The organism is Deinococcus sp. Leaf326 (genome assembly GCF_001424185.1).
GTDB lineage: Bacteria > Deinococcota > Deinococci > Deinococcales > Deinococcaceae > Deinococcus.
In genome coordinates this window covers 21,238-47,727 of record NZ_LMOM01000026.1, presented here as the reverse complement: position 1 = coordinate 47,727, position 26,490 = coordinate 21,238, and the positions used below count along the sequence as shown (strand labels likewise).

General features: G+C 63.6%; 31 protein-coding genes. 26 read left to right on the top strand and 5 right to left on the bottom strand.

Annotation, left to right across the window (positions count from 1 at the left end; all coding sequences use genetic code 11):
* Nucleotides 1-27: 27 nt before the first annotated feature.
* From ASF71_RS09990 to ASF71_RS09940, 11 genes are all read left to right on the top strand, one after another.
* Entirely contained in the window at nucleotides 28-405 is a 378-nt protein-coding gene (locus ASF71_RS09990) for a hypothetical protein (RefSeq protein ID WP_056299005.1), read from the top strand.
* Nucleotides 402-638 carry a hypothetical protein gene (locus ASF71_RS09985; RefSeq protein ID WP_056299002.1) on the top strand — a complete coding sequence of 79 codons (237 nt, stop codon included), beginning with the start codon at nucleotides 402-404 and terminating at the stop codon, nucleotides 636-638. The genes ASF71_RS09990 and ASF71_RS09985 overlap by 4 nt, the downstream gene beginning before the upstream one ends.
* 40 nt (nucleotides 639-678) lie before the next feature.
* Nucleotides 679-1,149: a single-stranded DNA-binding protein gene (locus tag ASF71_RS09980; protein WP_056298999.1), complete on the top strand. Its 471-nt coding sequence runs from the start codon at nucleotides 679-681 to the stop codon at nucleotides 1,147-1,149.
* Nucleotides 1,150-1,411: 262 nt separating this feature from the next.
* Nucleotides 1,412-3,475 carry a type I DNA topoisomerase gene (topA, locus tag ASF71_RS09975; RefSeq protein ID WP_056298995.1) on the top strand — a complete coding sequence of 688 codons (2,064 nt, stop codon included), beginning with the start codon at nucleotides 1,412-1,414 and terminating at the stop codon, nucleotides 3,473-3,475.
* A gap of 40 nt (nucleotides 3,476-3,515) precedes the next feature.
* Nucleotides 3,516-5,204, top strand: coding sequence for a UvrD-helicase domain-containing protein (locus ASF71_RS09970; RefSeq protein ID WP_056298992.1), 1,689 nt, complete (start codon nucleotides 3,516-3,518; stop codon nucleotides 5,202-5,204).
* A 264-nt stretch (nucleotides 5,205-5,468) separates the two neighbouring features.
* On the top strand, nucleotides 5,469-5,789 hold the full coding sequence (locus ASF71_RS09965; RefSeq protein ID WP_056298988.1) for a helix-turn-helix transcriptional regulator: 321 nt from the start codon (nucleotides 5,469-5,471) through the stop codon (nucleotides 5,787-5,789).
* Nucleotides 5,790-5,798: 9 nt separating this feature from the next.
* On the top strand, nucleotides 5,799-6,260 hold the full coding sequence (locus ASF71_RS09960; RefSeq protein WP_056298982.1) for an arsenate reductase ArsC: 462 nt from the start codon (nucleotides 5,799-5,801) through the stop codon (nucleotides 6,258-6,260).
* A 3-nt stretch (nucleotides 6,261-6,263) separates the two neighbouring features.
* On the top strand, nucleotides 6,264-7,565 hold the full coding sequence (locus ASF71_RS09955) for an arsenic transporter (RefSeq protein ID WP_056298980.1): 1,302 nt from the start codon (nucleotides 6,264-6,266) through the stop codon (nucleotides 7,563-7,565).
* Nucleotides 7,566-7,591: 26 nt separating this feature from the next.
* The gene (locus tag ASF71_RS09950) at nucleotides 7,592-8,029 is read left to right on the top strand and encodes an arsenate reductase ArsC (RefSeq protein ID WP_056298978.1); all 438 of its coding nucleotides are present in this window, start codon (nucleotides 7,592-7,594) and stop codon (nucleotides 8,027-8,029) included.
* Complete coding sequence (locus ASF71_RS09945) at nucleotides 8,026-8,742, top strand: metallophosphoesterase (RefSeq protein ID WP_056298977.1); 717 nt, start codon at nucleotides 8,026-8,028, stop codon at nucleotides 8,740-8,742. Before ASF71_RS09950 ends, ASF71_RS09945 begins: the two co-directional genes overlap by 4 nt.
* Before the next feature lies 1 nt (nucleotide 8,743).
* Complete coding sequence (locus ASF71_RS09940; protein WP_056298975.1) at nucleotides 8,744-9,598, top strand: NAD(P)/FAD-dependent oxidoreductase; 855 nt, start codon at nucleotides 8,744-8,746, stop codon at nucleotides 9,596-9,598.
* On the opposite strand, the gene ASF71_RS23650 is transcribed toward ASF71_RS09940, so the two are convergent.
* Genes ASF71_RS23650 through ASF71_RS09930 form a run of 3 tightly spaced genes read right to left on the bottom strand, consistent with a single transcriptional unit; the run spans nucleotide 9,590 to nucleotide 11,282 of the window.
* On the bottom strand, nucleotides 9,590-10,195 hold the full coding sequence (locus ASF71_RS23650; protein WP_156372714.1) for a hypothetical protein: 606 nt from the start codon (nucleotides 10,193-10,195) through the stop codon (nucleotides 9,590-9,592). The two genes, ASF71_RS09940 and ASF71_RS23650, sit on opposite strands and share 9 nt — an antisense overlap.
* A gap of 60 nt (nucleotides 10,196-10,255) precedes the next feature.
* The gene (locus tag ASF71_RS09935; protein WP_056298969.1) at nucleotides 10,256-10,768 is read right to left on the bottom strand and encodes a restriction endonuclease; all 513 of its coding nucleotides are present in this window, start codon (nucleotides 10,766-10,768) and stop codon (nucleotides 10,256-10,258) included.
* A gap of 28 nt (nucleotides 10,769-10,796) precedes the next feature.
* Nucleotides 10,797-11,282: an arsinothricin resistance N-acetyltransferase ArsN1 family A gene (locus tag ASF71_RS09930; RefSeq protein WP_056298966.1), complete on the bottom strand. Its 486-nt coding sequence runs from the start codon at nucleotides 11,280-11,282 to the stop codon at nucleotides 10,797-10,799.
* A 91-nt stretch (nucleotides 11,283-11,373) separates the two neighbouring features.
* On the opposite strand from ASF71_RS09930, the gene ASF71_RS09925 reads away from it, so the two are divergent.
* From ASF71_RS09925 to ligA, 6 genes are all read left to right on the top strand, one after another.
* Nucleotides 11,374-11,832 carry a MarR family winged helix-turn-helix transcriptional regulator gene (locus ASF71_RS09925; RefSeq protein WP_056298964.1) on the top strand — a complete coding sequence of 153 codons (459 nt, stop codon included), beginning with the start codon at nucleotides 11,374-11,376 and terminating at the stop codon, nucleotides 11,830-11,832.
* Nucleotides 11,817-12,281, top strand: coding sequence for an arsenic resistance N-acetyltransferase ArsN2 (arsN2, locus tag ASF71_RS09920; RefSeq protein ID WP_056298961.1), 465 nt, complete (start codon nucleotides 11,817-11,819; stop codon nucleotides 12,279-12,281). Before ASF71_RS09925 ends, arsN2 begins: the two co-directional genes overlap by 16 nt.
* Nucleotides 12,282-12,320: 39 nt before the next feature.
* The gene (locus tag ASF71_RS09915) at nucleotides 12,321-12,647 is read left to right on the top strand and encodes a helix-turn-helix transcriptional regulator (RefSeq protein ID WP_056298955.1); all 327 of its coding nucleotides are present in this window, start codon (nucleotides 12,321-12,323) and stop codon (nucleotides 12,645-12,647) included.
* A gap of 154 nt (nucleotides 12,648-12,801) precedes the next feature.
* Complete coding sequence (locus ASF71_RS09910; RefSeq protein ID WP_056298953.1) at nucleotides 12,802-13,353, top strand: DUF6428 family protein; 552 nt, start codon at nucleotides 12,802-12,804, stop codon at nucleotides 13,351-13,353.
* Nucleotides 13,354-13,652: 299 nt separating this feature from the next.
* On the top strand, nucleotides 13,653-15,398 hold the full coding sequence (locus ASF71_RS09905) for an ATP-binding protein (protein WP_056298949.1): 1,746 nt from the start codon (nucleotides 13,653-13,655) through the stop codon (nucleotides 15,396-15,398).
* 69 nt (nucleotides 15,399-15,467) lie between these two features.
* Nucleotides 15,468-17,516 (top strand): NAD-dependent DNA ligase LigA, encoded by a 2,049-nt coding sequence (ligA, locus tag ASF71_RS09900; RefSeq protein WP_056298947.1) that lies wholly within the window; start codon nucleotides 15,468-15,470, stop codon nucleotides 17,514-17,516.
* A 597-nt stretch (nucleotides 17,517-18,113) separates the two neighbouring features.
* Here the strand turns inward: ligA and ASF71_RS23645 are convergent.
* Entirely contained in the window at nucleotides 18,114-18,587 is a 474-nt protein-coding gene (locus ASF71_RS23645) for a hypothetical protein (protein WP_156372713.1), read from the bottom strand.
* 61 nt (nucleotides 18,588-18,648) lie between these two features.
* Nucleotides 18,649-19,521, bottom strand: coding sequence for a DUF4394 domain-containing protein (locus ASF71_RS09890; protein WP_056298940.1), 873 nt, complete (start codon nucleotides 19,519-19,521; stop codon nucleotides 18,649-18,651).
* A gap of 245 nt (nucleotides 19,522-19,766) precedes the next feature.
* Between ASF71_RS09890 and ASF71_RS24505 the strand changes: the two genes are divergently transcribed.
* The 9 genes from ASF71_RS24505 (at nucleotide 19,767) to ASF71_RS09845 (ending at nucleotide 26,473) form a co-directional block, all read left to right on the top strand.
* Nucleotides 19,767-20,039 carry a hypothetical protein gene (locus tag ASF71_RS24505; RefSeq protein WP_056298936.1) on the top strand — a complete coding sequence of 91 codons (273 nt, stop codon included), beginning with the start codon at nucleotides 19,767-19,769 and terminating at the stop codon, nucleotides 20,037-20,039.
* 2 nt (nucleotides 20,040-20,041) lie between these two features.
* The gene (locus ASF71_RS09880) at nucleotides 20,042-21,253 is read left to right on the top strand and encodes a histidine kinase (protein WP_056298932.1); all 1,212 of its coding nucleotides are present in this window, start codon (nucleotides 20,042-20,044) and stop codon (nucleotides 21,251-21,253) included.
* Entirely contained in the window at nucleotides 21,250-21,870 is a 621-nt protein-coding gene (locus tag ASF71_RS09875) for a response regulator transcription factor (RefSeq protein WP_056298930.1), read from the top strand. Before ASF71_RS09880 ends, ASF71_RS09875 begins: the two co-directional genes overlap by 4 nt.
* Before the next feature lie 247 nt (nucleotides 21,871-22,117).
* The gene (locus tag ASF71_RS09870) at nucleotides 22,118-22,375 is read left to right on the top strand and encodes a BRCT domain-containing protein (RefSeq protein WP_056298926.1); all 258 of its coding nucleotides are present in this window, start codon (nucleotides 22,118-22,120) and stop codon (nucleotides 22,373-22,375) included.
* A gap of 134 nt (nucleotides 22,376-22,509) precedes the next feature.
* Nucleotides 22,510-23,715, top strand: coding sequence for a PRTRC system protein E (locus ASF71_RS09865; protein ID WP_056298923.1), 1,206 nt, complete (start codon nucleotides 22,510-22,512; stop codon nucleotides 23,713-23,715).
* A 79-nt stretch (nucleotides 23,716-23,794) separates the two neighbouring features.
* Nucleotides 23,795-24,352 (top strand): hypothetical protein, encoded by a 558-nt coding sequence (locus tag ASF71_RS09860; protein ID WP_056298920.1) that lies wholly within the window; start codon nucleotides 23,795-23,797, stop codon nucleotides 24,350-24,352.
* Nucleotides 24,353-24,398: 46 nt separating this feature from the next.
* Nucleotides 24,399-24,620 (top strand): PRTRC system protein C, encoded by a 222-nt coding sequence (locus tag ASF71_RS09855; protein ID WP_056298917.1) that lies wholly within the window; start codon nucleotides 24,399-24,401, stop codon nucleotides 24,618-24,620.
* Between the two features lie 234 nt (nucleotides 24,621-24,854).
* The gene (locus ASF71_RS09850; protein WP_056298914.1) at nucleotides 24,855-25,889 is read left to right on the top strand and encodes a hypothetical protein; all 1,035 of its coding nucleotides are present in this window, start codon (nucleotides 24,855-24,857) and stop codon (nucleotides 25,887-25,889) included.
* 98 nt (nucleotides 25,890-25,987) lie between these two features.
* Nucleotides 25,988-26,473, top strand: coding sequence for a hypothetical protein (locus ASF71_RS09845; RefSeq protein ID WP_056298911.1), 486 nt, complete (start codon nucleotides 25,988-25,990; stop codon nucleotides 26,471-26,473).
* Nucleotides 26,474-26,490 lie beyond the last annotated feature (17 nt).

The following is a 26,490-nucleotide window of genomic DNA, read 5'->3' as shown; positions in this document are numbered from 1 at the left end:
CCCCGTGACCGGGGCAGAGGCCAGAGCATGAATCTCCACTCGCCGACCCAGCGCCCCGCGCCCCCTATCCAGATCATCACCCCCCGGCGCCGCGAGAGCACCGCCCAGCTCGAATACTCCGCCCACCCCGGCAGCCTCCTGGGGGGCGCCTTCTCCTGCACCCCACGCCAGGGCTGCCAGACCATCCCCCGCCTCCAGCTCGCCGAAACGCACCTGGCCTACCTGCGCGCCGGCTATAAGGACAAGACCAGCCCGCTGCGCCAGGAGCTCGACCAACTCGCCCGGACCTACCGCTTCGGCCACAACCGGCTCGCTGTCTACGCCCACGACGAGGACATCGCCCAGAACATCATCCGGGCCATCCAGGGCATCGCGGCGACGCTCTCCACGCCGGACGAAGAATGATCGACTTCGAGTGCCGCTGGCGGAACGGCGCCCTGGCCATCCGCCTGAGTGCGATGGACGCCACCCAGGCCGGACAGGAGGCCGCGCAGGTCATGGCCGAGTTTCACGTCCTACCGCACACGCCAGTCCTCGCCACCCGACTCACGGACCGGAGCGTCGGGCTCTACCAGCCCGTGACGGGGGAACTGCTCGCCTTCATCACGACGAGGCCTGCACCGTTTGAGTTGATGTAGGGCTCCGTCCCTCTCCCGCTCACGCGGGAAGATCCAGAACATGTTGCAACTTGAATTCAGGACCGATCTCGGCGCCAAAGTCACCGTCGAGGTGCCCAGCCCCGACAAACTCCTCGAAGTCCAGGCCTATTACGGCGCGCGCGGCTGGACCAGTGGCGAGGTCCCCAGTGGGGGCTACGTGTTCCCCTACGACAACGAAGCCGACTTCAACTGGTCCCTCATCGGTGCGCGGCCATTCAGGAACAGCGAGGGTGAGATCATGGTCATGCACCGTGGGCACGCCTATCGCCGCCGGGAACTCGAAGCGGTGGACAGCCGCAAGATCAAACTTCCGGCCGCCATCAAGTACAGCCGGGGGGCCAAGAACACCGACCCCCCCAGCGTGCGGGAGAAGGCCGACGGCGACTTCGAGTACGTCTCGCTGTGCATCTTCCGAGGCGGCAAGCGCCAGGAGCGGTACGCCGGGAAGGCGAGCCTGGTCGCCCAGCCGCAGGCCAACGCTGCTGATTGAACCACCCTTGGGGGCCCCGTCTGGGGTCCCCTTTTCTGCTGTCCCGGCAGGAGGAGAACGCCTTCACAGTCCCCGGAAGCAGGCCGGCACCCCACCGGCCAACCAGAACGCCCCCCACAGTGGAGAGATGCCGATCCACCCTCCATGTCGTTCCTGCCTACCCATGACCCTGCCGTGTCCCGTATGTTCTGAGGCATCCCGACTCGTTCTGTTGCTAACATAATCCTATGGCCTCGCTCGTTGCTCTTCCGGAGGCACCCTCATGCCACTCCTGATCGTCGAATCCCCCAAGAAAGCCAAGCAGATCGCCTCCTACCTCGGCCGGGACTGGACCGTCAAGGCCTGCTTCGGCCACGTGCGTGACCTCCCCGCCACCAAGGCCGACATCCCTGAGAAGTACCGCGATCAGGCCTGGGCTCGTCTCGGCATCAATGTCGACGCCGGGTACACCCCCCTGTACGTCGCCCGCGCCAAGACCGGGGTCCTCACCGACCTGCGCGCCGCGACCAAGGCCGCTGGAGGAGACGTCTACCTCGCCTCCGACCCCGACCGGGAAGGGGAGAGCATCGCCTGGCACCTCAGCGTCGTTCTCGGCCTCAAGGACGCCCGCCGAGTCACGTACCAGGAAGTCACCAAGACCGCCATCCAGAAGGCTATTCAGAACCCCCGCCCGATCAACCTCGCGCTCGTGGCCGCCCAGGAGAGCCGGCGCATCCTCGACCGCCTCGCAGGGTATGGAGTCTCACCGCTCCTGTGGGACGCCATCGGGGGCCCACAGTCTGCCGGGCGAGTCCAGTCTGCCGCGCTCATGCTGCTCGCTCAACGCGAACAGTCCCGCCTGAGCTTCATCCCCTCGGCCTACTGGCGCGTGACGGCCCGTGTGGGCACTACGCCCCCCTTCAACGCGAGCGTGCAGGCCATTCGGGGTCTCCCGCTAGCCACGGCTGCCAGCTTCACTGCCCAGGGTCAGCTCAAGGAAGGCCTCGAGGTCGCCCAGCTCGATGCCCAGAAGGCTGAAGGCCTGCGCGGGTATCTGGAAGGCCGAGAAGCGGAGATCACGAGCATCGAGGTCAGCCCCATTACCCGACGGCCACCGCCCCCCTTCACGACCTCCAGCTTGCAGCAGGCCGCCGGTGCCCGGCTGCATCTGGGCGTCGAGACCGTCACCCGCGCGGCCCAGTCGCTCTATGAGCAGGGTCTGGTGACCTACATCCGCACGGACAGCCCGGCGCTCTCCGACGAGGCCTTGCAGCTCGCCCGCGCGGCCGTCGCTGAGCGCTTCGGCGAGGACGCCCTGTCCCCAAGTCCCCGACAGTACGCCACCCGCAACTCGAATGCCCAGGAGGCCCATGAGGCCATCCGACCCGCCGGCGCCTTCCTCGCCCCGGAAGCCACCGGCCTGAACGGCGACGAGCTTGCGCTCTACACCCTGATCTACACCCGCACCGTTGCCAGTCAGATGCAGGACGCCCTCGGCGAGAAGACCACCATCACCCTTCAGGCCGGCGTGGTCACGCTGGGCGCGACGGGCACCCGCCTGACCCGGCGCGGCTTCACCGCCCTGTACGACGATGACCAGAAGGACGAGGACGATCAGGCCCTCCCCGCCCTCACGGTGGGGCAGCGCGCGCCCCTCAGCGGCGTCAAGGCGGAGGAGAAGAAGAGCAGCGCCCCCGCCCGCTTCAGCGAGGGCAGTTTCGTGCAGCTCATGGAAAAGGCCGGCATCGGTCGCCCGAGCACCTATGCCAGCACGCTCAAGACCCTGCTGAGCCGCAACTATGTGGCGATCCGCGCCCGCAAGCTGCACGTCACGCCTCTGGGGCTGTGTGTGGCCCTGTACCTCCTGAAGCAGCTTCCGCAACTCGTCGACGCCCGGTTCACCGCGCAGATGGAGCAGGACCTCGACGCCATAGCAAACGGGGAACTGAAGCGCCTCGACTACCTCGACCGGGTGTGGCGTGATGCGCTGAAGCCCGCCATCGCGGGTGCTCAGCGCACCTCGCCGCGGATCAAGGTCCCTGGCCGCGAGGCCGTCTTCGAGGTCCGGGACGGTCAGGTCACCCTGCGCACCGCTGAAGGGGCCGCGCTGCTGCCCGTCGAGTTGCTGCCCGAGGATCTCGACGAGCGCAGCATCCCCGCTCTCCTTGCCGGCACCTGGAAGCCCGGCGCCAAGAGTACGCGCCGAACCGAGGAAAGCCCGGGTCGTGCCCCGACCGCGCCGGCCAAGCGCAAGGGCAGCACGACCCCCCGGAAGAAACGCGACAGCACCGCCAGCCCCCGGAAGAAGGCCAGCACCTCGGGCACCCCCTCCAGGCGGAAGTCCTGATGCGCTTGTCCCTCACCCCTGACGGGGTAGGAGCCCCCTCATGAGCCTCTTCGAGCACATCGACAACGCCCGTTCGCGGGCCGCCCGCACCAAGAAGAGCAAGCCCCTCCCCGAACCCGACACCTATCAACGGGTCATCCGGGACGACTTCCGGGCTGGTCTGCGCGCCATGTGTGTGGACGCCGCACCTGGCAGCGGCAAGACCACCCTGCTCCAGATGCTCGCGGAGATCATCCTCCAGGACGAGCTCCTCCCCGAGGGCGAGAAGGCCGTATTCCTGGCCTTCAACACGAAAATCGTCAAAGCCCTGAAGAAGGTCCTGCCCGACATCTTCGACATCCGCACGGTGAACAGCCTCGGCCAGCTCATCTGCAAGGAGAACATCGAAGGCCTGCAGTTCGAGCCGAAAAAGTACGAGGACCTCATCCGGCGCATCGTGGACGACGAGAAGATTCCCTCGCCCGCCAAACGCCGGGACCTGCTCGAGCGTCTCACGGCCTGCACCGAGCTCCACGTGGGGCACAACCTGGGCCTGAACATCCCCCGCGACGAGTGGATCGAGGTCATGATCGGCGTGGACGCCCCGGTCCTGGGCGCGGAGACCGCGCTGTACCAACTCACCCTGCGCGTGCTGCGGCAGGGACTGAAGATACTCCAGGACGAAAAGATCGTCAGCTTCCTCGATCAGACCCTCGCACCGAGCGTCTTCGGTTGGCGGCTCGCCCAGCCTTACCGCTACCTCCTGGTGGATGAGCTTCAGGACCTCGACCGGGCCAGCCTCAGCCTCCTGCAGGCGGCCACCACGCCGGAGAGTCGCATCGTGGGTGTAGGCGACCAGCGCCAGTCGCTCTACTCGTTCAAGGGCGCCGACGCCAACGCCATTGACCACTTCGCCGAGCTGTTCGGGGCTGAGCGCCGGCCCCTGTCCATCTGCTACCGCTGCCCAGCCAATCACGTCGCCTTCGCCGCGCCCTACACCGACAACATCGAACCCGCGCCCCAGGCGGTCGACGGTGTGCTGGAGGACATCGAGCACGACGACCTCATCCGCCGCGCCCAGATTGGAGACCTGATCCTGTGCCGGGAGAACGCGCCCCTCGTGACCGTCTGCTATGACCTCATCCGTCAGGGCACCCCCGCACTCATCCAGGGCCGGGACCTCTCCCGGACGCTCGTGGCCTTCGCCCGGGACGCAGCCACCTGGGACGGGCAGAAGGTGGACCGTACGAAAGCCAGTGACGGCCTGGCCCTCGTGGAGATGTTCGAGAAGATCAACGCCTACGGAGAGTTCCTGTACAAGAAGATGCTGCGCCGGGCTGAGCGCGATGGGCGGCCGGCTGACATGCAACTTGCCGGCCTCGCCGACAAGATCTCCGTGCTCAGTCTGGTGCTCGAGCAGGGCGGGGCACAGACCCTCGGGGAACTGATCGACGACATCCGCCGCCTATTCCGGGGCAAGCCCGAGGAGAGCGTCGTCCTAGCGACCATCCACGGCGCCAAGGGGCTGGAAGCCGACCACATCTACATCGTTGCTCCAGAACTGCTGCCGCATCCGCGAGCCAAGACGCCGCAGGCACAGGAAGCCGAGCGGTGCGTGATGCTCGTCGCGTTCACTCGCGCCCGCAAAAGCCTGCGGATCGTCCGCCCCCAGGACGGCGAGGACCCCGGCAGCCTCATTCCCGAAGCGCTCGTCCGCCACGAAGAGACCGTCACCGCCCAGGCCAGCTAATTCGAAGCTGCTCCACCGCGTTATGAAGTCATCCTGCCTCTCGATGATCTGCCATTAGACAGAGCGTACTTTCGATGTGCTCCTTCAGGTCCTCTCTCGTCACACCATCTGCACAGATCTGGGCGACGTCATGCGCTCGGGAAGTCACACCTGGGCATTGACCACGCGGTGACCTCCTGATGGATCAGCCAGGGCGGTTCTCCCATTCACTTCAGCTCAAAGAATCATTCTACAGAACGGGAGATAACCGATTAGACTGGATGGGTGATCACGCTGACCGCGCCCTCCGTACTCGACCAGCTCAAGGCGCTCGCCCAGGACACGCGCTATGACCTCGTCCGCCACCTCGCTCTGGGCGAGCATTGCGTCTGCGACCTGGAGGCCCTCCTGAATCTGCCCCAATCGAAGGTCTCCTACCACCTCAACATCCTCAAAGAGGCGGGGCTGGTGACGTCCGAGCAGCGCGGCAAGAACATGTACTACACCTTGAACCGGGAGCCCCTCTTCCGCCTGGGTGGTCAATTGCTGGTGGACCTCTTCCCTGAGTCATCTCACCTGACACATCAACCGAAATCGGTATGTTAGCTTGCGCGCATGCTCCGTGTTCTGATTCTCTGCACTCATAACTCCGCCCGCTCCCAGATGGCCGAAGCCCTGACGCGCGATGCCGCCCACCGCCTGGGCGTCGACCTGGACGTCCACTCCGCTGGCACGGAAGCCACCCAGGTCAAAGCCGACGCTGTCACTGTCATGAATGAACTGGGTCTAGACCTCTCGACCCATACCAGCAAGACCCTCCACGATGTCCCTGATGCGCAGAACTTCGACTACGTCGTGACGGTCTGCGACAGCGCTGCCGAGGCCTGTCCGATCTACCCGGGTAAGACAACGCGCCGGCACTACCCCTTCATCGATCCCAGTGGTGGCAGCCTGGAGCGTTGGCGGACCGTCCGCGACCAACTCAAGGTGCAATTCGACGCCTTCGTCCAGGCGCTCCAGGAAGGCCGTGACGTCCCGCCTACCTACGAGGAAAGTCCTGCGATCGAGACGAAGTAAGTCATGCTTCTCGCTGCACTGATCTTCCTTCTGACCCTCGTCCTCGTCATCTGGCAACCCAAACTGAAGTGGCAACCCGAAGGCCTGGGCATCGGCTGGAGCGCGACCTTCGGCGCGCTTCTCGCTCTGGTGACGGGCGTCGTCAGCACCGCTGACATTCCCGTCGTCTGGGACATCGTCTGGAACGCCACCGTCACGTTCGTGGCCCTGATCATCATCTCCTTACTCCTGGACGAGGCCGGCTTCTTCCGTTGGGTTGCCCTCCACGTCGCCCGCTGGGGCGGTGGAAGTGGCCGCAGACTCTTCACGCTGGTCATCCTGCTCGGCGCCGTCGTCAGTGCCCTCTTCGCCAACGACGGCACCGCACTCATCCTGACCCCCATCGTCCTTGCCATGTTGCTGGCCCTCGGGTTTTCCCCGACGACCACGCTGGCCTTCATCATGGCCACGGGATTCATCGCCGACAGCTCCAGCCTGCCCCTGGTGATCAGCAACCTCGTCAACATCGTCACCGCGGACTTCTTCAACCTGAGTTTCGGGGAATACGCCAGTGTCATGGTCCCCGTCGATCTGGCCGCTGTCCTGGCCAGTCTGGCCGTGCTGTTTCTGTACTTCCGGCGAGATCTGCCCCGCCTCTACGAGCAGTCGAAACTCGACACCCCAGACAGTGCGATCCGGGATCGCCGTGTCTTCCAGACCGGTTGGGTCGTGCTGGCCTTGCTCCTGGTCGGGTACTTCGCGGCTGGTCCACTCGGTGTTCCCGTCAGTGTCGTAGCCGTTCTGGGTGCCGCACTGCTCTACATCGTCGCGGCCCGCGGGCACGTGATCGTGACCCGGAAGGTCCTACGCGGTGCGCCCTGGCAGATCGTAATCTTCTCGCTGGGGATGTACCTCGTCGTGTACGGCCTGCGCAACGCCGGCCTGACCGACTCTCTGGGAAATGTGCTGAGCCGATTCGCCGAAGGTGGCCTGTGGAGCAGCACCATCGGCACAGGATTCGTGATGGCCCTCATCTCCAGCGTGATGAACAACATGCCGAGCGTGCTGATCGGCAATATCGCAATCGACGACAGCACGGCCACCGGCCTCGTCAAGCAGGGCATGATCTACGCGAATGTGGTCGGTAACGATCTGGGACCCAAGATCACGCCCATCGGGAGTCTCGCCACGCTGCTCTGGCTTCATGTCCTCTCCCAGAAAGGGATTCGAATCGGGTGGGGTCAGTATTTCAAGATCGGGATCGTCCTGACGCTGCCGGTGTTGCTCGTCACGCTGGTTGCCCTGGCCCTCCGCCTCTCGCTGTAACTCCCTGATCCAGAAGGAGCACCGATATGACCCAGAACGACCCCACCAGCAAACCCCGCGTCCTGTTTATCTGCTCCGGGAATACGGCCCGCTCCCAGATGGCCCAGGTTCTGCTCGAACATCATGGGGGTGAGCGCTTCGAGGTGACGTCTGCCGGGCTGGAACCCGGTCTCCTCAATCCGCTGACCGTGCGCGTCCTGCAGGAAGCTGGATTTCCCACCGCTCATCTGAACCCGAAGAGCACCACTCCACTCCTGAAGGGCCATTTCACCCACGTCATCACCGTCTGCGACCGCGCAGAACGCAACTGCCCGATCTTCCCGTTCGCGTTCAAGCGGGAAGCGTGGCCCTTCGAGGACCCTGCCGCGGCGACAGGCAGCGAGGCGGAGCGGCTCGAAGTGTTCCGCCGAGTTCGCAATGAGATCGACGCGCAAGTGCGACGGTGGGTGGAGGAACAGGCATGAAAATTGCAGTGTTTGGGGATGTCCACGGGAATCGGTTCGCCCTGGATGCTGTGGTACAGGATATCGAGCGGTGTGAACCGGACGCCTGGGTGAACCTTGGGGACCAACTCTTCGGTGGCGCGGACCCCGCTGGGGCATGGCAGGTGCAACAAGCGCTTAAAGCGGAGCACGGCGTGCTGGAAGTCCGGGGAAACACGGATGAACGCCTGGGGGAAGTCCTGAGCGAGACCACAGAGAAGCGCGAGATGTTGACGTGGCTCCATGAACAGCTGCCTGAAGGTGCGGGGGCCTACGTCGCGGGGCTCCCCACCTCCGTTGCTCTGGCGGACGGTCAAGTCCTGGCGGCGCACGGCACGCCCGAGAGTGCCTGGACCTATCTCCTGCGCGAGCAGAAAGCCTGGGCCAGTGACGAGCAGGTGCTGGCGCGCCTGGGAGACATCAAGGAGGCGAGGGTGATCATCGTCGGTCACTCCCACCTGGAGCATATTCGGCAGATCGGTGCCCTCACGGTGGTCAATGCGGGCGCCGTCAGTCGTCAGAAGGATGGTCACCCCTCGGCCCGCTGGGTGCTGCTGGAAGGGGAAGCAGGCTGCTGGAGCGTCTCGTTCCGCCGAATCCCCTACAACGTTGAGGCAGCAGCCCGTTGGGCGGAAGAGCATGCGTATCACGGCGCGAAAGAAGCCCAGCAGCTCCGAACTGGGCGAGGAGGTTGAAATGAAGACCTACGATGTCGCCATCATCGGTGGCGGTCCCGCCGGCCTGACGGCGGCCATCTACACGGGCCGCGCCAACCTCTCGACCGTCATTCTGGAAAAGGGGCTGCCCGGCGGCCAGGCCATCTACACGGGCCGCGCCAACCTCTCGACCGTCATTCTGGAAAAGGGGCTGCCCGGCGGCCAGATCGCCCAGACCGAGGAGGTCGAGAACTACCCTGGCTTCCCCGATCCGATTCCGGGCATGGAACTCGCGCAGCGCATGCAGCAGCAGGCCGAGAAGTTCGGCGCGAAGATCGAGATGGACGAGGTGCAGGGCATCCGCCACGACCCCACGTCTCACCCCTATCCCTTCACGGTGGCGGGGTACGGCGGCGAGTACCGCGCCAAGAGTGTGATCCTGGCGACCGGCGCCAACCCCAAGCGCCTGAACGTGCCCGGTGAGGAAGAGTTCTGGGGGCGCGGCGTGAGCACCTGCGCCACCTGTGACGGTTTCTTCTACCGCGGCAAGAAGGTGGTCGTGGTGGGCGGCGGTGACGCGGCCGTCGAGGAAGGCTTGTTCCTGACCAAATTCGCCGACGAGGTCACGCTGATCCACCGCCGCGACAGCCTGCGGGCCAACAAGGTGGCCCAGGCCCGCGCCTTCGCGCACCCCAAGATGAAGTTCATCTGGGACACAGTGGAAGTCACCGAGGAGATCTACACGAGCGTGCCGATGCTGTTCGCGGCCGGCGACGTGAGCGACTACGTGTACCGCCAGCTCGCCACGAGCGTGGGCGCCGGCACCCGCGCCGCCATGACGGTCGAGCGCTCGCTAGCCGCTTTGGGAACCGGAGCTGAGACCTCCTTAGTTTGACGAAGAATCCAGCGCGTTCTCTTCCTTAGAAAGGTTTTGAAAGAAGGGAACGCGCTTTTTGGGATCAGGGTTCAGAGTGTATTGATGAGTCCAGCTGGTAAATTCCAGTCTTTGTTTCGTCTCTGCGGAGATCAGCCTGCCCTGACTATCAGCTTGAATGTATAAAATGGGTAATTTGTGGACAACATCGCCAGATTCGAGAATTCCAACAACGCGTTCAAGTGGTAACAGCGTTATGGTGACCAGCTCGGCACGTTCTGGGTGAGCAACATTACCTTGCCATAACTGATAACGCTTTCCCGCTTCCGAATCGATGATCCGATCTGGTCCCTCAAACAAGTCAGTCTGGGTGACGGGAATATTGCTTTGATCCAAAACGTCCCATGCCCCTGAATCCGTTACGGCATAGGCGAGTTGTCGTTTGAGCTCAATGACGAGAAAGTGCTGGGGATGAACGAAACTGACTCTGAAAATCCCCCAGGGAGCGACCCTGTCAAAATCTGGAACTCGACTGACATACGGGTACTCCGTACACTCCGCATCCAGGAGTAGAACTTCTTGATCTATTTCACCATTCTCGCTTTTAAAAGCACGCAAGATCCGTTTTCGTAAAGCCAGACTCGCCCTGAGCTCATTTTGTTTCGAGCGCTTACGGGTCTATAAACTGATTCCAAAGTATGCGAAGAGTAAGTGATCATTCTTCGGCTGGAACAGCATGTCTTCCAACTCAGCCTTGCCCCACAGATGGAACTCCTGTACGCCAGTCCCGATGAGAGCCAGCCGGAAGGCGTCATAGCCTTTCTTGCTGAAGTCGCAGGCCGCCGCGAGGATAAAGCCGTAAGGCGCGTCGGGGTCCTGCACACTTTCCTCCACATAGCGCCGGACTTGTGCAGGACCGATGCGTCTCTCCCGCTTGCACTGGATGATCCATAACCGTCCAGGGTTCACGGAGAGGAGGTCCTCGTCTTCGTCACCCTCTTCTAACGGACGTGCACTGCCCGGCTCGAACGCCCGGATATCGATGCCATCGTCGGCCCCACCTCGGCCCGTAGCCTCGATACTGCTCCAGGGTCGGTACTCGTAGGCCAGCTGCCGGACCAGGTCCTCGAAGCGGTGAGGTTCCAGATCTTCGAAGTGCAGGGGGTTGAGCGTCCGGGTGGCACGGGCCATGTCTCATTCGAGCATATACAGGCCAGGATCACAGCAGTTTTTCGACGATTACTACGTCCTTCCAGAATCCATCGAGCTGGCCATGCCGTTCATAGAGGCCGACTTCACGGAAACCCAGAGAGCTCAGGAGCTTTCGGCTTGCGGTGTTCTCCGGAAAAACACGCGAGAGCAATTTCCAGTACCCAGCCGCCTGTGCGTCCGCCAGGAGCGCCTGCATGGCCGCCTTCCCAGCCCCCGTTCCCCGGGCGGCACGGTCGACATACACACTGAATTCGGCAATCCCGGCATAGCACTCGCGGGGCCGGTACAAACTGGTACTGGCGAAGGCGATGACCTGTCCCTGCCGTTCCACGACAACGATCGGGTGTTGACCATCAAACCAAGAGGCGACGTCGTCTGCTGTACGGGGGCGGGTCTCGAAGGTACTGCTACGGTCTTCAATGCCCTGGGTATAGATCCGGGCGATCTCCGGGGCATCGGCTGGGCGGGCAGGACGGGGTTCGTTTAGGACCATAGTGACCTCCAGATTGTTGCGGTTGACAGCGACACTTCACCACAAGTACGGTTTTGGTAGATCGTTGTCAAGTACAACGAAAGGAGTGTAGATGACTCAGGACCCGACTGGACTCCTCCGGCACATGACTCGTCTCCACACCGCCCTGCAACAGAAGACCGCGAAGGAGTGCGGCATCCAGAGCCTGGCACGGTGTCAGATCCTCACCCTTTTGGAACGGGAAGACTCACGGACGCTCGCCGAAGTCTCCCGTGAGCTGGGAACCGACAAGGCCTGGATGAGCCGGAACGTCGAGGCGTTAGTCCAGGATGGTCTGGTGCAGAAGCAGTCCCAGGCTTTGGACCGGCGGATGGTGATGCTCACCCTGACGGAGAGGGGGCAGACACAAGCGCAGGCGCTCAATGGGAAGCTGAGCCAGCAGTCGGCCCGCCTTCTGGACCGGATCCCAGCGGAAGAGCAGGCGGACGTGCTACGGGCACTGGAGCTGCTGATTGGGGCGCTGGAAGCGGAAACACGAGCTCAGGAGGCTGTGGCGTGCAGCTCGGCCTGACGGTCCGGGACGCGCGGCGCGCGGATTGGCCGAGAGGCGTGACGTTGTTGCGCGCGGCTGAGTTGCCCCTGGCGGGCATCCCAGACGATCTGGCAGGGTTCATCGTTGCCGAAGAGGGGGGCGAGGTCATCGGCCTGGCAGGGCTGGAACTCTATGGACCGGTCGGGATGGTGCGCTCGGTCGTGGTGCGCTCTGACCGTCGAGGTGTCGGGTGTGGGGAGGCACTGATGCACGCCACGCTCGAGCGCGCGGCGCGGCAGCGCCTGGAGACGCTTGTGCTTTTGACCACGACGGCGGCGGACTGGTTTGAGCGCTGGGGCTTTGGCCAGACGTCTTGGTCGGAACTGCCGGAGGAGGTACGGTGCTCACCTCTGGTGCAGAGCGGCTGTCCAGGATCGGCGGTGGTGATGCGGCGGGTGCTAGAGCGAGAAGGGACGGCCTTTCGCTGATCCATTGATATTCTTCGATGTATCATTTAGGATGCATCTATGGATTTCGATGGAACGGCTGCGGTGTTCAAGGCGCTGGGCGACGTCCACCGCCTCAAGGCCCTGCACTTCCTGGCCACAGCGGACGCGGGATGCTGCTTGACTGGGCAGGGCATCTGCACCTGCGACGTGCAGGAACGGCTCGGGCTCAGTCAGGCCACTACCAGCCATCACATGAAAATCCTGGTCGACGCTGGGTTCGTCACCGCCGAGAAGCGCGGGCGATGGACCTATTACACCCTGAGTGAGCGGGGCCTGCACTTCGCGCGCACGGCGCTGGATGCGCTGCTGACGCAGGTCCCGATCGCGCAGAAAGAGGCCATCTAGGGCTGTTCGTTCTGGAACAGCGCTCAGGGCGGTACTCCGCGGCCTCCAGAGCACACCCTTAAAGAAGTCCAACTGGATGTCACTGGCTTTGCCAGCTGACGCTTCCTCAAGCCCTACCCCTATTCATCGAAGAAAAACGATAAGGAGGACCCACATGAATCAGTCGCTGTCGCCCGTAATCCCCGGCCTCACCGAGCAGACCTCCACCGAAGCAGTGATTTCTGCGCTGCGCACCCTGCCACAGCGTCCCCTCCAGTTCCATCTACAGGGCACGGTGCTTGTCCCTGCGGGGTACCACGTGACGGAGGTCAAGGCCGTCACCATCGAGGCGATAGATTGTGGCGGCAAAGCCAACACCTGGCGTGAGACGGTCATTCAACTGATGGACGGCAGCGCGGATGAGGCGAAAGCCGGTTTCATGACGAATCGGAAATTCCTGGCCATCTATGACCGCGTGATCAAGCACATCCCGGTCCGCCCTGAGGCAGAGATTCGCTTCGAATACGGAAATACGGCGCTGCCAGCAATGCAGTATCACGTCACCCATGTAGATATTGCTTCCGAGCAGATCGTCGTTCACCTCAGCACTCCGGGGGTGCAATGCAAGGCTGGAGCGGCGTGTGGTCTGCCTGCTGAGGCTTCCACAGAAGAATGCGCGCCTGAATCTGGCTGTTGTATACCCCAAGCCCCGATTCTCCTCAGCTAACCCTTCCTTTTGACCCGGAGGGTCACAGGGGCAGCTATGCAGCGCATGATCCTTTTTGCCTTTACCCAGACCCCAAGCGTCTGTAAAGCGTCTGAGCCCAGGACAGCGTGAGACCCCGGCAACCTCCTGCTCGAAGCTCCGGTGCGTCACGAAGAACCGTCACCGCCCAGACCAGCTGACCCCTTCCGTCCTCCCCCGGGAGGCTCCCTCCCCGCCCTTCCGGGCGGGATTTCTTGTGGCATTCAGGTCCTTCACCTGGACCGGGCCTGGACAGATCGCCCAGCGCCATAAGGAGCCACATGATCACACCAGTCCCCACCCGCCGCAGCTTCTCCGTCAGCAAGAACATCATCATCCAACTGATCGCCGCCCAGTCCGGCAGTCTCGGCAAAGCCCTCATGGAAACGATCATGAACGGCATCGACGCCGGCGCCACCCGCATCGACATCACCCTCGACCGCAAGGGCTACGTCGTGCAGGACAACGGCAAGGGTTTCCAGAGCTCTGAGGAGATCGAGGCCTACTTCGCGGTCTTCGGCTTCGACCATGGCACCCAGGAAGAAGCGGGCAAGCGCCTGTACGGTGAGTTCGGCATCGGCCGCGGTCAGCAGTGGAATTTCGCCCGCACCACCTGGCGCACCCGCACCTTCGAGATGCACGTCGACATCCGCGCCAACGGCCTGGACTACGACCTCCGCGAAGGCCTCGCCGATGAGCCCGGCACCACCATCACCGGCACCTTCTACGAACCGCTCAACACGGGGGAAGTGCATCAGCACGTCAAGCACCTGAGCGATCTCGTGAAGTACAGTCCCGTGCCGGTCTTCGTGAACGGCAAGCAGGTCAGCACCCACCCGGACACCCTCACCACTTGGACGCACGTCACCGACGAGGCCTGGATCCTCTCGAAAGAACACGGCGGCCTGAAGGTCTACAACATGGGCATGTTCGTCGCGGAGCTGACCCACCATGTCGGCTGTTCGGGCATCGTCGTCACGAAACCCGGCCACGCCCTGCAGCTCAACATGGCGCGCAATGACATCCTCACCACACCGGACGGCCTCTGGCGGCGACTGAAGGCCAAGCTCAAGCAGATCGGTGAGGAGCGTGTCCGCAGCAATGCCACCCGCCTGACCGAAACCGACCTGCGCCTCTTTGCACAGAAGGTCGTGATCCTCGAAGCTGATTACGCGGACTTCGAGAAACTCAAGCTGTTTACCACGGCGGCGGGCAAGCACCTGACGCTCGGGCAGCTGACCATCGATCTCAAGAAGACCGGGGTCCTCACCGTCCACAGTCCCGCCCACGCCAGCCTCAGTCGCCGCGCGATGGACAACCGCATGGCCACGGTCCTCGATGCCCGCACCCTGGAACGCTGGGACGTCGACACCCTCCGGGAACTGGGCGACGTGCTCATTCGCTACCTCAAGCAGGCGTATCAATTCAACGTCGTGGCGGCGTTCGATCCCCGTCATACCCTTGAGAAGACTCGGATCGAGGATGACATCACCCGTGCCGTGCCCCAGCTCCGGGGCTTCTACACCCTCTCGCCCACACCCAAGGGCTACCCCCTGGCCGTCCTGAAAGGCCTACGCACGGTCAACAGCGACCTGCAGACGACCGTCTGGCGGTACCGCCGCGAACAGGACGCCAACACCCTGCCCCGACCGCGAGAGCTCGACCTCCTCGCCGGACAGAGCGATGTCGCCGACGCGTGGACGGACGGCGTGCGGTACATCGGCCTGCACGATGACGCCCTGACCGGCGCCACCACGCTCGGGGACGTGGAACGGCTGGTCATGATGCTGCTCCGCCTGCTGTTGCTGGGCAAGAACTCCATGACCGAGGCGCTCGACGAGACCGCCGATGAAGCCCTCCTGCGCTTCCTAGGCGCGGAGCCCCGCCTCACCGAATGGACCCTGAAGGCCGTCCAGGGCATCGTGGCGGCCTGCACCGATCAGCACGTGAAGGTGCCCCACCGGATGGTGCAACTCCTGAGCCGTGCCGAGGATCTGGAGCCGGCCGAGCGCGCCCACTCCGCCTGACCCTCTTGAGGCAGCGCCTATTCTGGCGCTGCCTTTCGTCATCTCCCCGTACCCTGATCCGGAGTGCCCATGACCCAGACCCCCGCTGACCGCTATGCCCAGCTGCGCGCCGAAGTGGCCGAGCACAACCGCCGCTACTACGAGCAGGATGCCCCGACCGTCACCGACGCCGAGTACGACCTGCTGGCCCGTGAGCTGCGCGCCCTCGAAGCCGAACATCCCGAGTTCGTGACGGCCGACTCCCCGGCGCAGACGGTCGGCGGCCGCCCGAGCACCCTGTTCGAGAAGGTCCGGCATCCCTCGCCCATGACGAGTCTCGACAACGTCTTCAGTGACGATGAGCTCGCCCACTTCGACGAGCGGGTCGCCCGCGCCCTGAACCTCCCGCTCGGCCAAGCCTTCACCTACACCTGCGAACTGAAGATCGACGGCCTGAGCATCAACCTGTACTACGTGGACGGTCGACTCCAGTGGGCCGCGACCCGGGGCGACGGCGAGACCGGCGAGAAGGTCACGGCGAACATCGAGGGCATCCCTGGCATCCCCCGCGAGTTGCCGGGCCTGAAGGGAGAGCTGGAGGTGCGGGGCGAGATCTACATGAGCAAGGCGGCCTTCCTGGCTTACAACGTCAAGGCCGAGGAAGAAGGTCGGCCGCTGCTCAAGAACCCCCGCAACGGGGCTGCTGGGGCGTTGCGGCAGAAAGACCCAGAAGAAACCCGACGCCGGGGGCTGGAGGTCATCCTGTACGCCCTGGGCAAGCACGACGGCGTGCCCGTGCGGACGCAATGGGACGTGCTGCTCTGGCTCCAGACGCATGGCTTCGCCACGAGCACGTACTCCCGGCACGTGACCGGTAGCGTGGCCGCCGCCGCCTATCACGCCGAGATGACCGCCCAGCGTGCGGCCCTGCCTTTTGACGCGGACGGGACAGTGATCAAGCTCGACGATCTCGCCCTCCAGGCGGAGGCGGGCTTCACCAGCCGGGCGCCGAAGTGGGCCGCCGCCTATAAGTTTCCGGCCGACGTCGCGCAGACGGTCGTGCAGGGCATCAGCATCCAGACCGGGCGTACAGGCAAGCTCACGCCGGTCGCGGACCTGGCGCCAGTGCAGCTCGAGGGGACGACGGTCAGCCGTGCGACCCTGCACAACGAGGACTTCATCCGAGGCCTGGACCTGCGCATCGGGGATACCGTGCGACTGCACAAGTCGGGGGGCATCATCCCTGAGGTCCTGAACGTGATCCTGGAGGAGCGGCCAGCCGACAGCGTGCCGTACGCGTTCCCGACGCACTGCCCGGTCTGTGGGCACGAGGCCGTCCGGCACGAGGGGGCAGCAGGAACGTTCTGCACCAACCCCGTCTGCCCGGCGAAGTCGACGCTCCGGGTGCGCTACTTCGCCTCACGCGACGTCATGGACATCAAGGGCCTGGGCGAACGTCTCGTCGAGCAGTTGGTGGCCAGTGGCCTGGTGAAGGACCCGGCGGACCTCTACGCCCTGACCGCCGAGCAGGTCGAGCACCTGGAAATGGGGGAGACCACCACCGGGAGCGTGCGTCGGGTCGGCAAGAAGAACGCCGAGAAGCTCGTCGCTGAGATCCAGGCGAGCAAGAGCCAAGAGCTGTGGCGCTTCATCCGGGCCCTGGGCCTGCCGTTCGTCGGCGAGGGCACGAGTACCCGGATTGCGCGGTTCTATCCGTCGCTCACAGCGGTGCAGGAGGCCTCGGCCGACGATCTCGCCAGGATTCCGGACGTGGGGCGGCAGACGGCCGAGAGCATCGTGGCGGGACTGGCGGAGCCGGACATGCAGGCCTTCATCGCCCGCCTGTTCGCGGCGGGGATCGCGCCACGGCCGAGCGAGGACGTGCAAGCGGGGGAGCAACTGGCGGGGCTGACGTTCGTGGTGACGGGGACGCTCTCGCAGTCGCGGGAGCTGGTCAAGGCCCACCTGCAACGGTATGGGGGCCGGGTGGCCGGGAGTGTCACGAAGAAGACCAGCTTCCTGGTGGCTGGGGAGGATGCCGGCGGGAAGCTGGAGAAGGCGAACGAGCTCAAGGTACCGGTCCTCGACGAGGCGGGGTTAAACAGTTTGTTGGAGAAGCGTCGCGCACCTTCCATCTGAGGCCAGAAAAGAGACGCTCTTGTGCCTCAAGGGAGTGAGGGCCTGGCAATGTTGGGAGCGTCATTGCAGGTGGCCATCCAGCGGGTACCACTGAAGGCACCTGTCGCGGCAACCCGCTTGAAATCAGCGAAACCGTACTGGCGCTCAGCCTGGAAGGTGACCGTCCCACTGCTCTGACGGGTGCCTGTCATGTCACTCCAGTTTCCAGTGACCCGCGGCCCCTTCCGTGTCCCATTGAACACAGTCGTCCAACTCTTGCCGTCCTTACTCCGCCCTAACCCCCAGACCTGGTTATTGATCTGGCGAAACACATATGTGCTCCCATCGTCGGCTTGCCAGACCCCATTCAGCGTCAAGGGTACGGCGCACATCGCCGCAACTTGAGGCGCAGCCTTCGCCTGTGCGGGTAGCCCAAACATCACCAGGGCGAGCGGCGCGAGCAAGGACAAGTGACACGCATGCTTCTTCATTGAAAACCTCTTTCTCAGAATTACTGGCTTCGGGCGTAAACATCAAAAGTTTACGCCCTTCCTGAAGACTGAAGCTATCCATCAAACGTCATTGCTCTCGATCTTCCTACGATTGAACTACTTCACACTATTTGAAGAGTTTCAGCTTGTCTGGATTGTTGGGGACATCATCGCAGTTCGCAATCCAACGCATACCCGTGAAACCACCTGTCGACGAAGTCCGCTTCAAATCCGAAAAGCGATAGTCCTTGTCCCCCTGGAAAGTGACTGTCCCGTTGCTCCTGCGTTTCCCATCGACGTCGACCCACTTCCCTGTGATGAGCAGGCCTTTCTGGACACCGTTAAATACGGTCGTCCAGCTTTGACCGTCCTGACTCCGCCCTACCCCCCAGATCTGAGTACCGATCTGACGAAAGGCGTACACGCTCCCATCGTCACCCTGCCAGAGTCCATTGAGGTTCTCAGGCGCAGCGCAGGAGGCCGCGACAAGGGGAGTAGGCGACGAGGAACTGGTGGAGGTAGCCTGTGCATGATTTGCCAGACCCACTGCTCCGGTCAGGGTCAACAGGGTAAGAACACGAACATTACGAATAGAAGTCATGAGAAGCTCCAGAAAGGGAGAAGGCAGTAGGAAACTGTAAACGTAGAGGAAATGGATCCGTTCAACGGTTGGGAAGCTTGAGGGCAGGCGCCTTGAGGCTCACGCCGCTGAGGGTGCTGATGGCGGTCGCGGCATTCGTCGTGCCCGTCGCTCCCAGGTTCACGCGGTAGAGCGTCGTTCGGTTGTTCGTCACTCCCGTCAAGTAAGCGTCACTCGCCCCGGCAATGTCGAAGCCCGTCAGGCCGGTCCCTACATCTACGCCCAGCTTGGCGCGAGTGACCAGGGTGCTGAAGGCTGGGCTGACCGTGTTCTCGACCAGCGTGTCGGCGGCCGAGTCAATGGTGTAGAGGGTCGTCGCCGCGTTGCCAGGCACCGTGCCTGTTGCACTGTCGTTATACGAGTTGGTATAAGCCGCCGCCGTCAGCATCGGGATCTTGCCGAAGTTCGTGTCACCTGTTGCGTAGGCGAAGGCGCCGTCTGGGATGACCTCACCCTTCGTCGAAGTCGTCGGTACAGGCGTACTATTCACGGTCAGGCGATAGTTGTCGTTGGCGTTGCCCACCATGCGCAACCGGTTGGCGACTGGGTTGAAGTCGATGGCCTGCGTTGCCTTCCCCACCGAAGAGCCATCCGCCGTGGCGGCACCTGTGTTGGGATTGATGACGTAGATCTTGCCCGTCGAGGTGGCCGCGTACAACTTGTTGTCGGTGTTGCGGAAGTCCAGGTCCACGAGTGATTCGCTACTGGCGAGGCCGGTCACGCTGACCGTACGGTAGCTCGCGGCGGCATTGGTGGTGCCGAAGGTGGCGAGCTGGTTGCCACCAGCGAGGCCGTAGGCGGTGACGCCCTGGGGTGCAACGGGGATGACGGAACTGGTGTTGCAGGCAGACAGCACGAGGGCAGACAGAACGGTCAGGGCAGCGATTCGTTTCATGGAACAACCTCTCAGGGGATGGACGAGTGGAAATACAGCATTCTTCGTGCAAGGAGAGGACGCCCCTGGCGTCTCTCGGGAAGGAAATGCGGAGACGCCGCTTTCAGGGGCTCTTGGGAGGCGGCTTCTCTCCGGGTTGGTACTATGCGGGGACGCTCTGAAATCTACATCTGGCAAAAGATATAGGTCGGGAATCTGTCTTTTGGGAGACGCGCCCGCATGCGCTGAGGCGATACAACCACGCCATGCCCGCGTACCGTGACATGTTCTGGCCAGGTCTGCTTCTGCTGTATGTGCTGATCCTGGTTCTTGCTGGAATCCTTTGGAACGTGCTGTTACATGCACAGATTCCATGGCTTCCCGTGTGGTTGACCATCATCAATTCAAGCCTGGGATGGTGGTTGTGGCAACGGGAACAGCAGAAGGCGGCACGGTATGCTGTGGGCCTGACGCTTCTTGGCCTCTTCGTCATCTGGTTAGGACCTGCCTTCTCCTGGCTTCCCCGGGTTTTGCACTGATCATGCTTTCGCTCTTCTGGCTGTCTTATTCACCACGCGCCCGTGCTGTGGTCTTGTTCGCCGGGCTCGGACTCCTCTCGACCCTCATCACGTCCTTGGTCTTCTCCACCAACTGGGAATACCTGTACACAGAGTCTTTTAATTGGCCTTTAGCGCATCCCTGGCTCGCCCTGGCTCGGATCGGCGTGGCCTTCGTGACCGCATTCGCGATTCTCTGGCTGGTGCGGCCAGGTCGACGCCGCTGGGGAGAGACGCTCCTGTGTGGGAGCTGTCTGCTCGCATATGCCAGCTTGGTGGCCTATTCGTACAATCTAACCGGGGTCATGCTCGTCATCCCCATCGTGTTGCGGTACTGGTACAAGCCGCTTGCCACCCTGGGGTTGAGCCTTCCGCTGATCGGCCTGGGCATGTGGCTGAGTCCGGGCTATCTCTTCGGATTTACCCAGCCTGCCAGCAGTCTGGAGACCTTCTGGCAGGCCACCGTGTCCCTGTTCGGGCAGAGCGTGTTCGCCTTCATTGCGTTCGAACTGACCTTGCGGCGGGAAGAGGACCGGGCGCACCTCCGGGAGGCGCTGCTGGAACTGCGGCGATACCGGGATCTGGAGCTGCAACACGCCACACTGGAAGAACGGACGCGTCTGTCCCGGGATCTTCATGACACGTTGGGACACGAGCTGACGGCGTTGCGCTTGGAAGTGCAGCGGGCCAGAAAGGTGCAACGTGATCCGCCTGCGCTGGCTGAATCGCTGGACCGGGCGCTGGACCGGAGTGCGGAGTCGATGGGAAGTCTACAGGCCGCCGTGAAGGCCTTGAGGCCCCAGAGATTAGGCACTTCGCTGTTGGGGTCAATTCAAGAATTAGCGCGGGCGTGGCCCTCCACGGTGACGCTGGCCTTGCCGGAGCGTGAGCCCGCATTGAGTCCGGCAGCTCGACTCGCCGCGTTCCGTTGTGTGCAGGAAGGCTTGACCAATGCTCAGAAGCACGCTCCAGGAACTGCGCTTTCAGTGGATGTGGTGGTCCAGCAACTTGACGTGATGGTCACGCTTCACAACGTCTATTCTCCTCCAGCAGTCGGGAAGAGGGGTGGTGGGGGTGGCCTGGGGCTCAAGGGATTGACGGAGCAGGTCGAAGCGGCTGGAGGAGATCTCCAAATCAGCACCGAGGGGGGAGCGTTCTGCCTACAGGCCACCTTTCCACTTCTGGAGCTGCGATGAGGGTGCTGATCGTCGACGACCAACCGTTGGTCCGCAATGGCCTGTCTGCGCTGCTCTCCCTGGAAGAGGGCGTGACGGTCGTAGCGACCGCGGTGGACGGTGCAGAGGCTGTGCGGTGGTGTGCGCAGGAGGCAGTGGAGGTTGTGCTGATGGATGTCCGGATGCCTGGGATGGATGGCCTGGAAGCCACGCGGCGATTGCGGGATGTAGGAGGGCCACCTGTGGTACTGCTGACTACTTTTGAGGAGGAAGAAGATATGGTGGCGGGGGTACAGGCAGGAGCAGCGGGGTACCTCTTCAAATCGGCGGAGGTAGACGAGATCATGCGGACGCTGGAACGGGTATGTCGTGGGGAACGGGTGTTTCATGCCCGGGTGACGCAGGCGTTGGCTGAAGCACTTTCGGCGCCACAGGTAAGACCACAGCAGGTGCTGACCGTGCGGGAACTGGAAGTGCTCCGAGCACTGGCCACAGGATGGTCGAACAAGCGCATTGCGGCCCAGTTGCAGATTAGCGAGGGTACCGTAAAGATCCATGTGAGTAACATTTTGGGGAAGTTAGAGGCGTCAAGCCGAACAGATGCGGTGCGGATGGCGTATCAATCTCGCTTGCTCTGAACGGACTTGGGAGAATTGAGCCGCTGCTTTAGCCCGCCCGAGCAGAAAGGAGACAGCGTATTAGAGCTGAAGAGTATGGAGAGCTTTCGCTGGATGGAGCAGCTATCCGGCTCTCTCCTCGCCATAGAGGGAAGATGTACGGAGACAGATGGCGGCGAGCAGCGTGGCCGGGCTGGCGGAGCCGGACAGGCAGGCCTTCATCGCCTGACTGTTCGCAACGGGTATTACCCCAAGGCCGAGTGAGGATGTGCAGGCAGGCGACCAGCTGGCCGGATTGACCTTCGTGGTGACGGGTATGCTCTCGCAGTCACGCGATCTGGTCAAAGCTCACTTGCAGCGCTACGGGGGCCGGGTGGCAGGAAGCGTCACGAAGAAGACGAGCTTCCTCGTCGCCGGGGAGGATGCGGGCGGGAAACTGGAGAAGGCGAACGAGCTCAAGGTGCCGGTCCTCGACGAGGTGGGCCTGAAGACGCTGTTGGAAACGCGAGGGGCTCCCCTGCTGTAGGGCGGCGATCCGCAGAGCTGACCGGCAGATGGAGGCGTCGTCTGCCGGTTCTTCTGCGCTGGGGGTGGGACCCTCCCCGCCCGCTGGGCGGGAGCAAGGGCGGTACTTCAATGCTTCACCACAGGAGACTGCCCATGTCCAACACTGCCACCCCGCTCGATGATCTCTTCGCCGCCCGCACGCTCGCCGATGTCCACACGGATCTGAAAGACGTGATGGGTGACCTGAAGGTCAAAAACCTCTCCCTGTGGGAGGAAGCGCGCGACCTGTTCAAAGAGAATCAGGCGGCCAAGACCGACGTCGAAGCGGCTGAGGACCTGCTGCAGCAGATCCACAATCTGGGCCAGCCCGCCAAGGCCAACCTCACCCTAGCTGCTCAGGATCTTCCGGCCGTGGGTCCTCACCCCGTCCCGGTGGAAGTCGAATCTCCGCTCCCCGTACAGCAGAGCGCTCCGGTGGAGACGCCTCAGGACCTTCTCAACACCCCAGCATCAGGCCTTCTGCCAGATGAGCCTGTGGTCGAGGACGAGGCGACTCCGGACAGTCCCTCGGACACCCCGGAAGAGGATCTCCAGCAGGCGGAAGCCGCTGCCGAACCGGAGGCTGAAGACGCCCTGGAAGAAGGCGAGCTGCCCGGTGAGGACGAACCTGACGAAGCGCCGGACACCGAGGCCACCCTGGCGCCCACGCCGGTCCTCCCCGTCGCGACCATCGAGTGGCCGGAAGGCACGCTGGGTGAGGGCCTGTTCAGCCAGCTGGCCGCTACCCTCGCGGCCGGCGAGAGCCTGAGCCTGGTCCTGGCCCGTTCCAAGGGCAAGCCGCAGCTCCTCGTCACCATGCAGCCTGTCCCGATCGCCGGCGAACTGAACGCGACCGCCGTGCCGCTCCAGATCAACGGGACCCCCGCGAGTCTGGATGACCAGCTCATCCCGCAGATGACGGCCTTCCGCGCCGCCCGGGCCGTGGCCCGCGAAACCACCGACTACCTCGCGCAGGTCAAGGCCGCCGCCGAGCAGGCGAAGAAGGCCGCCGAGGACGCCCGCAAGAAAGCCAGTAAGCCCGCGTCCTCGGCGACTGCGGCGGCGAAGAAGCCCGCATCGGACGGCAGCCTGAAGCTGGAAGTCGCGCCGGCCGACGCCATGATCGTGCTCACCGACAGCGCCGGGAAGACCCACCCCGTCAAGCACAACAAGGACGTGTCGCTGCCCGTGGGGGAGTACACCGTGATCGTCGAGGCGGACGGCTACACGCGCCAGGAGGACAAGATCACCATCCGCTCGAACGCTCAGACCAAGAAGGGCGTGGTCCTGCTCAAGGCCTCGGCCGAACGCCTGCTCTGAACCCCATCTCCCACCTTCCCAGGAGAGCGCCCGGTCGAATCGGGCGCTCTCCTTTTTTCGTCTCACCCCAGGAGGATCTATGCCGTTTCTCGTCGTCTCTGCCACCACTCCCGACGCCCCGCAGGCCTGGAGCAGCCATCTCGACTACCCCGAGGCCCTCGCCCGGTACCGCGAGCAGGAACGCGCCCTGGTCGCGTCCGGCTTCGTGCTCCTCGCCGACTGCCCCACGTACATCTCTGACTTCGAGACCTACGCGCAGTTGCTCTCGCCGGACCACATCCTTGTCCTGCGCAGCGCTCTTGGGGAAGCCTATGCCCAGCCGTACCTCAAGCACGTCGAGATTCACTGCCCCCTCAATCAAACCGGATTCGCCCAACTCAATCGCCAGAAATACCTCCTGCTCGCTCTCCTGAGCGGGCAGACCCTCTCGCCAGTAGAACTGGACGCGATCGGAGGTCTGGTCTCCCTTCTGGACACCCTGCAAGACCACGCCAGTGATCAGGGCGTCCCCCAGGGCATCGTCTGGCCCAACGTGCCCTTTGGCCAGGCCGTCGACGAAGAAGCCCGGTTGTGGGCCGAGCAGCCCGACGTTGCTCGCGTGCTTGTGGGACAGGTGTACGCCGAGCCGCCGACCTGAAACACCCTTTTCCCTCCCCCGGCTCACGCCGGGGATATTTGCCCGTATGACGACCCCCAACAAGATCAGCGTGACCGAAGTCCAGCGCAAGTTCATCTACGAAGGCCGCGAACTGGCCGACTTCAATCCCGAACAGGGCGCCGAGGACATCAAGAAGATGCACGCCCTCACCGTCCCCGAACTCGCTTCCGCCGTGGTCGAAGGCCCGGAACTCAAGGACGGTTCCCATGTCTACACCTTCAAAAAGCGCCTCGGCACGAAAGGCTAAGGCGCAGATCCCATGCAGTCCCTCAAGCGTGGCCGAGTGGCTCCGGAGCAAAGCAGCCACTCTGGACGACCTACCCGAGCTCCCGCCGGATCCCGGCGGCCGGCAAGACCCTCTCGTCCGGGCCCTGAGCCAGCTGACGCGCGATCCTTCCCCTCTCCCCCTGGAGCCGGGCGATCTGCCCCTGCTCCTCTGAGCCTCGCCGCACTGGGTGCCGGTGGCCTCGTCCTCCAGGGCGTGCCCCTCACCCTCACGAGGGGGGCGCAGGAGGCCCAGGCCGACCTGGAGGTGTTCTCCCTCCTCATCGAGGAAGGCCTCCTCCCCCTCTTGCCCCCAAAGCAGCGGGAGTCACTCCCACTCTATCTTCAGCGCCTGGCCGGGATTCCCCTCCCCTACGAGAACCACGAGTTCCGTCTGCAACTCCAGTCCTGCTCCCCGTCGACCGCGTATGACGAGAGTGTCGATCAGCGCGGCCCAGGCGAGTTGCAGATCACCCTCCGCGCGGAACTGCAGGCGAATGCCTACAGCTGCACGGCCGCCCGGCGCAACCTCGGCCGCATTCACCCCCGGCTGTTCGGCAGTCTGCTCGTGCACCTGCGCAACATCACCAGCTGCACCTGGCCGGTCATTACCGCCAGCGACGCGCTGGAGATCGCCGAGATGTTCCGGTACGAGGACTGTCCGAAGACATTCTGGAAAGGCATCCACGAGGAAGCCCGCAAGAAACTCGGCCGCCGCCCCACCCGTGCGGAGCTGCACGAACACCTCGAGCACAACGCCCCACGCGACCTGTACCGCGCGATCGGTATCGACGAGGTGCTGCCGGCGCTCAAGCCCAAACTCTGCTTCAGTCTCGCGGAGATCCGCCAGCGCTGTGAGGGCAGCCCCGAAGCCCTGGCTCCTCATGCCCTCTCCATCGTGGAGGACCTCGAACGTCTGCAGGTCCTCACCACCCAGATCAAGGCCCTGGAAACGCCTCTGGAGCAGGACACGCTCTATGCCCTGGGGGAGATGCGGCGCTCCCCCATCCTGCTCCTGTCGGGGCAGCAGCGCTCCATCACTGTCGTGGAGAATGGCGGCTCTCTCCATGAGGTGCAGGAACTCTTCGAAGAAGAATGGCAGGGCGTGGCGCAGGGCGAGGGCTACTGCCCCAACTTCGTTGTGCGGCTCTTCACCCGAGAGGACATCCGGCGCGCCGCCAAGCTCCTCCCCCTCTACGCGCAGAGCCTGGAGCTCACCCGGCACATCGCCGAACAACTCATCGACGACTAGGGCGGTTCCGCTGGGCCACACGGCCTGGACGGACCGCCCTCTTCTGCTGTCCCGCGCTTCCCTTCCCGAGCCCCCCAAGATTCTTCAGGAGTCTTCCCATGTCCACCTGGAAAGGCCATTTCCGCACCAACTCCATTCGCGTCCGTGACGAGGCCGCCTTCCGCGCCTGGGTCGACACCCTGATCGTCGAGGGGAAGATTCACATCTTCGAGGGCGGCACCTCCAAGCTCGCCGGGCTCCTCAGCCTGGGCGCCCACACCGCGATTCCGCGTGACCGGCAACTCTCCTCCGCGGAAATCCACGCGTGGAATGTCGCTCACCCCGACCATCCTCCCCTGGACCCTGACGACGAGCTCCACCTGACCGCCCTCCACCAGATGGGCCTCGACTTCACCGCCGAACTCGCGGCCCATCTGGTGGAAGGTCAGATCGCGGTCGTGCAGGAGATCGGTGGAGAACAGCTACGCTACCTCACTGGCTTCGGCTCTGCCTTCAATCATCTGGGGACCATCCTGACCCGCAGTGACATCGACGATGCCCTGAATCTGCCCGGTGGATACCGCACCACGACACCGACGTCCTGACCTGAGCGCTTCCCTCC

Coding starts and splice junctions, on each gene's coding strand:
- ASF71_RS09990 (WP_056299005.1), top strand. CDS start 28: ATGAATCTCCACTCGCCGACCCAGCGCCCCGCGCCCCCTATCCAGATC.
- ASF71_RS09985 (WP_056299002.1), top strand. CDS start 402: ATGATCGACTTCGAGTGCCGCTGGCGGAACGGCGCCCTGGCCATCCGC.
- ASF71_RS09980 (WP_056298999.1), top strand. CDS start 679: ATGTTGCAACTTGAATTCAGGACCGATCTCGGCGCCAAAGTCACCGTC.
- topA (WP_056298995.1), top strand. CDS start 1,412: ATGCCACTCCTGATCGTCGAATCCCCCAAGAAAGCCAAGCAGATCGCC.
- ASF71_RS09970 (WP_056298992.1), top strand. CDS start 3,516: ATGAGCCTCTTCGAGCACATCGACAACGCCCGTTCGCGGGCCGCCCGC.
- ASF71_RS09960 (WP_056298982.1), top strand. CDS start 5,799: ATGCTCCGTGTTCTGATTCTCTGCACTCATAACTCCGCCCGCTCCCAG.
- ASF71_RS09955 (WP_056298980.1), top strand. CDS start 6,264: ATGCTTCTCGCTGCACTGATCTTCCTTCTGACCCTCGTCCTCGTCATC.
- ASF71_RS09950 (WP_056298978.1), top strand. CDS start 7,592: ATGACCCAGAACGACCCCACCAGCAAACCCCGCGTCCTGTTTATCTGC.
- ASF71_RS09945 (WP_056298977.1), top strand. CDS start 8,026: ATGAAAATTGCAGTGTTTGGGGATGTCCACGGGAATCGGTTCGCCCTG.
- ASF71_RS09940 (WP_056298975.1), top strand. CDS start 8,744: ATGAAGACCTACGATGTCGCCATCATCGGTGGCGGTCCCGCCGGCCTG.
- ASF71_RS09935 (WP_056298969.1), bottom strand. CDS start 10,768: ATGGCCCGTGCCACCCGGACGCTCAACCCCCTGCACTTCGAAGATCTG.
- ASF71_RS09930 (WP_056298966.1), bottom strand. CDS start 11,282: ATGGTCCTAAACGAACCCCGTCCTGCCCGCCCAGCCGATGCCCCGGAG.
- ASF71_RS09925 (WP_056298964.1), top strand. CDS start 11,374: ATGACTCAGGACCCGACTGGACTCCTCCGGCACATGACTCGTCTCCAC.
- ASF71_RS09915 (WP_056298955.1), top strand. CDS start 12,321: ATGGATTTCGATGGAACGGCTGCGGTGTTCAAGGCGCTGGGCGACGTC.
- ASF71_RS09910 (WP_056298953.1), top strand. CDS start 12,802: ATGAATCAGTCGCTGTCGCCCGTAATCCCCGGCCTCACCGAGCAGACC.
- ASF71_RS09905 (WP_056298949.1), top strand. CDS start 13,653: ATGATCACACCAGTCCCCACCCGCCGCAGCTTCTCCGTCAGCAAGAAC.
- ligA (WP_056298947.1), top strand. CDS start 15,468: ATGACCCAGACCCCCGCTGACCGCTATGCCCAGCTGCGCGCCGAAGTG.
- ASF71_RS23645 (WP_156372713.1), bottom strand. CDS start 18,587: ATGACTTCTATTCGTAATGTTCGTGTTCTTACCCTGTTGACCCTGACC.
- ASF71_RS09890 (WP_056298940.1), bottom strand. CDS start 19,521: ATGAAACGAATCGCTGCCCTGACCGTTCTGTCTGCCCTCGTGCTGTCT.
- ASF71_RS24505 (WP_056298936.1), top strand. CDS start 19,767: ATGCCCGCGTACCGTGACATGTTCTGGCCAGGTCTGCTTCTGCTGTAT.
- ASF71_RS09880 (WP_056298932.1), top strand. CDS start 20,042: ATGCTTTCGCTCTTCTGGCTGTCTTATTCACCACGCGCCCGTGCTGTG.
- ASF71_RS09875 (WP_056298930.1), top strand. CDS start 21,250: ATGAGGGTGCTGATCGTCGACGACCAACCGTTGGTCCGCAATGGCCTG.
- ASF71_RS09865 (WP_056298923.1), top strand. CDS start 22,510: ATGTCCAACACTGCCACCCCGCTCGATGATCTCTTCGCCGCCCGCACG.
- ASF71_RS09860 (WP_056298920.1), top strand. CDS start 23,795: ATGCCGTTTCTCGTCGTCTCTGCCACCACTCCCGACGCCCCGCAGGCC.
- ASF71_RS09855 (WP_056298917.1), top strand. CDS start 24,399: ATGACGACCCCCAACAAGATCAGCGTGACCGAAGTCCAGCGCAAGTTC.
- ASF71_RS09845 (WP_056298911.1), top strand. CDS start 25,988: ATGTCCACCTGGAAAGGCCATTTCCGCACCAACTCCATTCGCGTCCGT.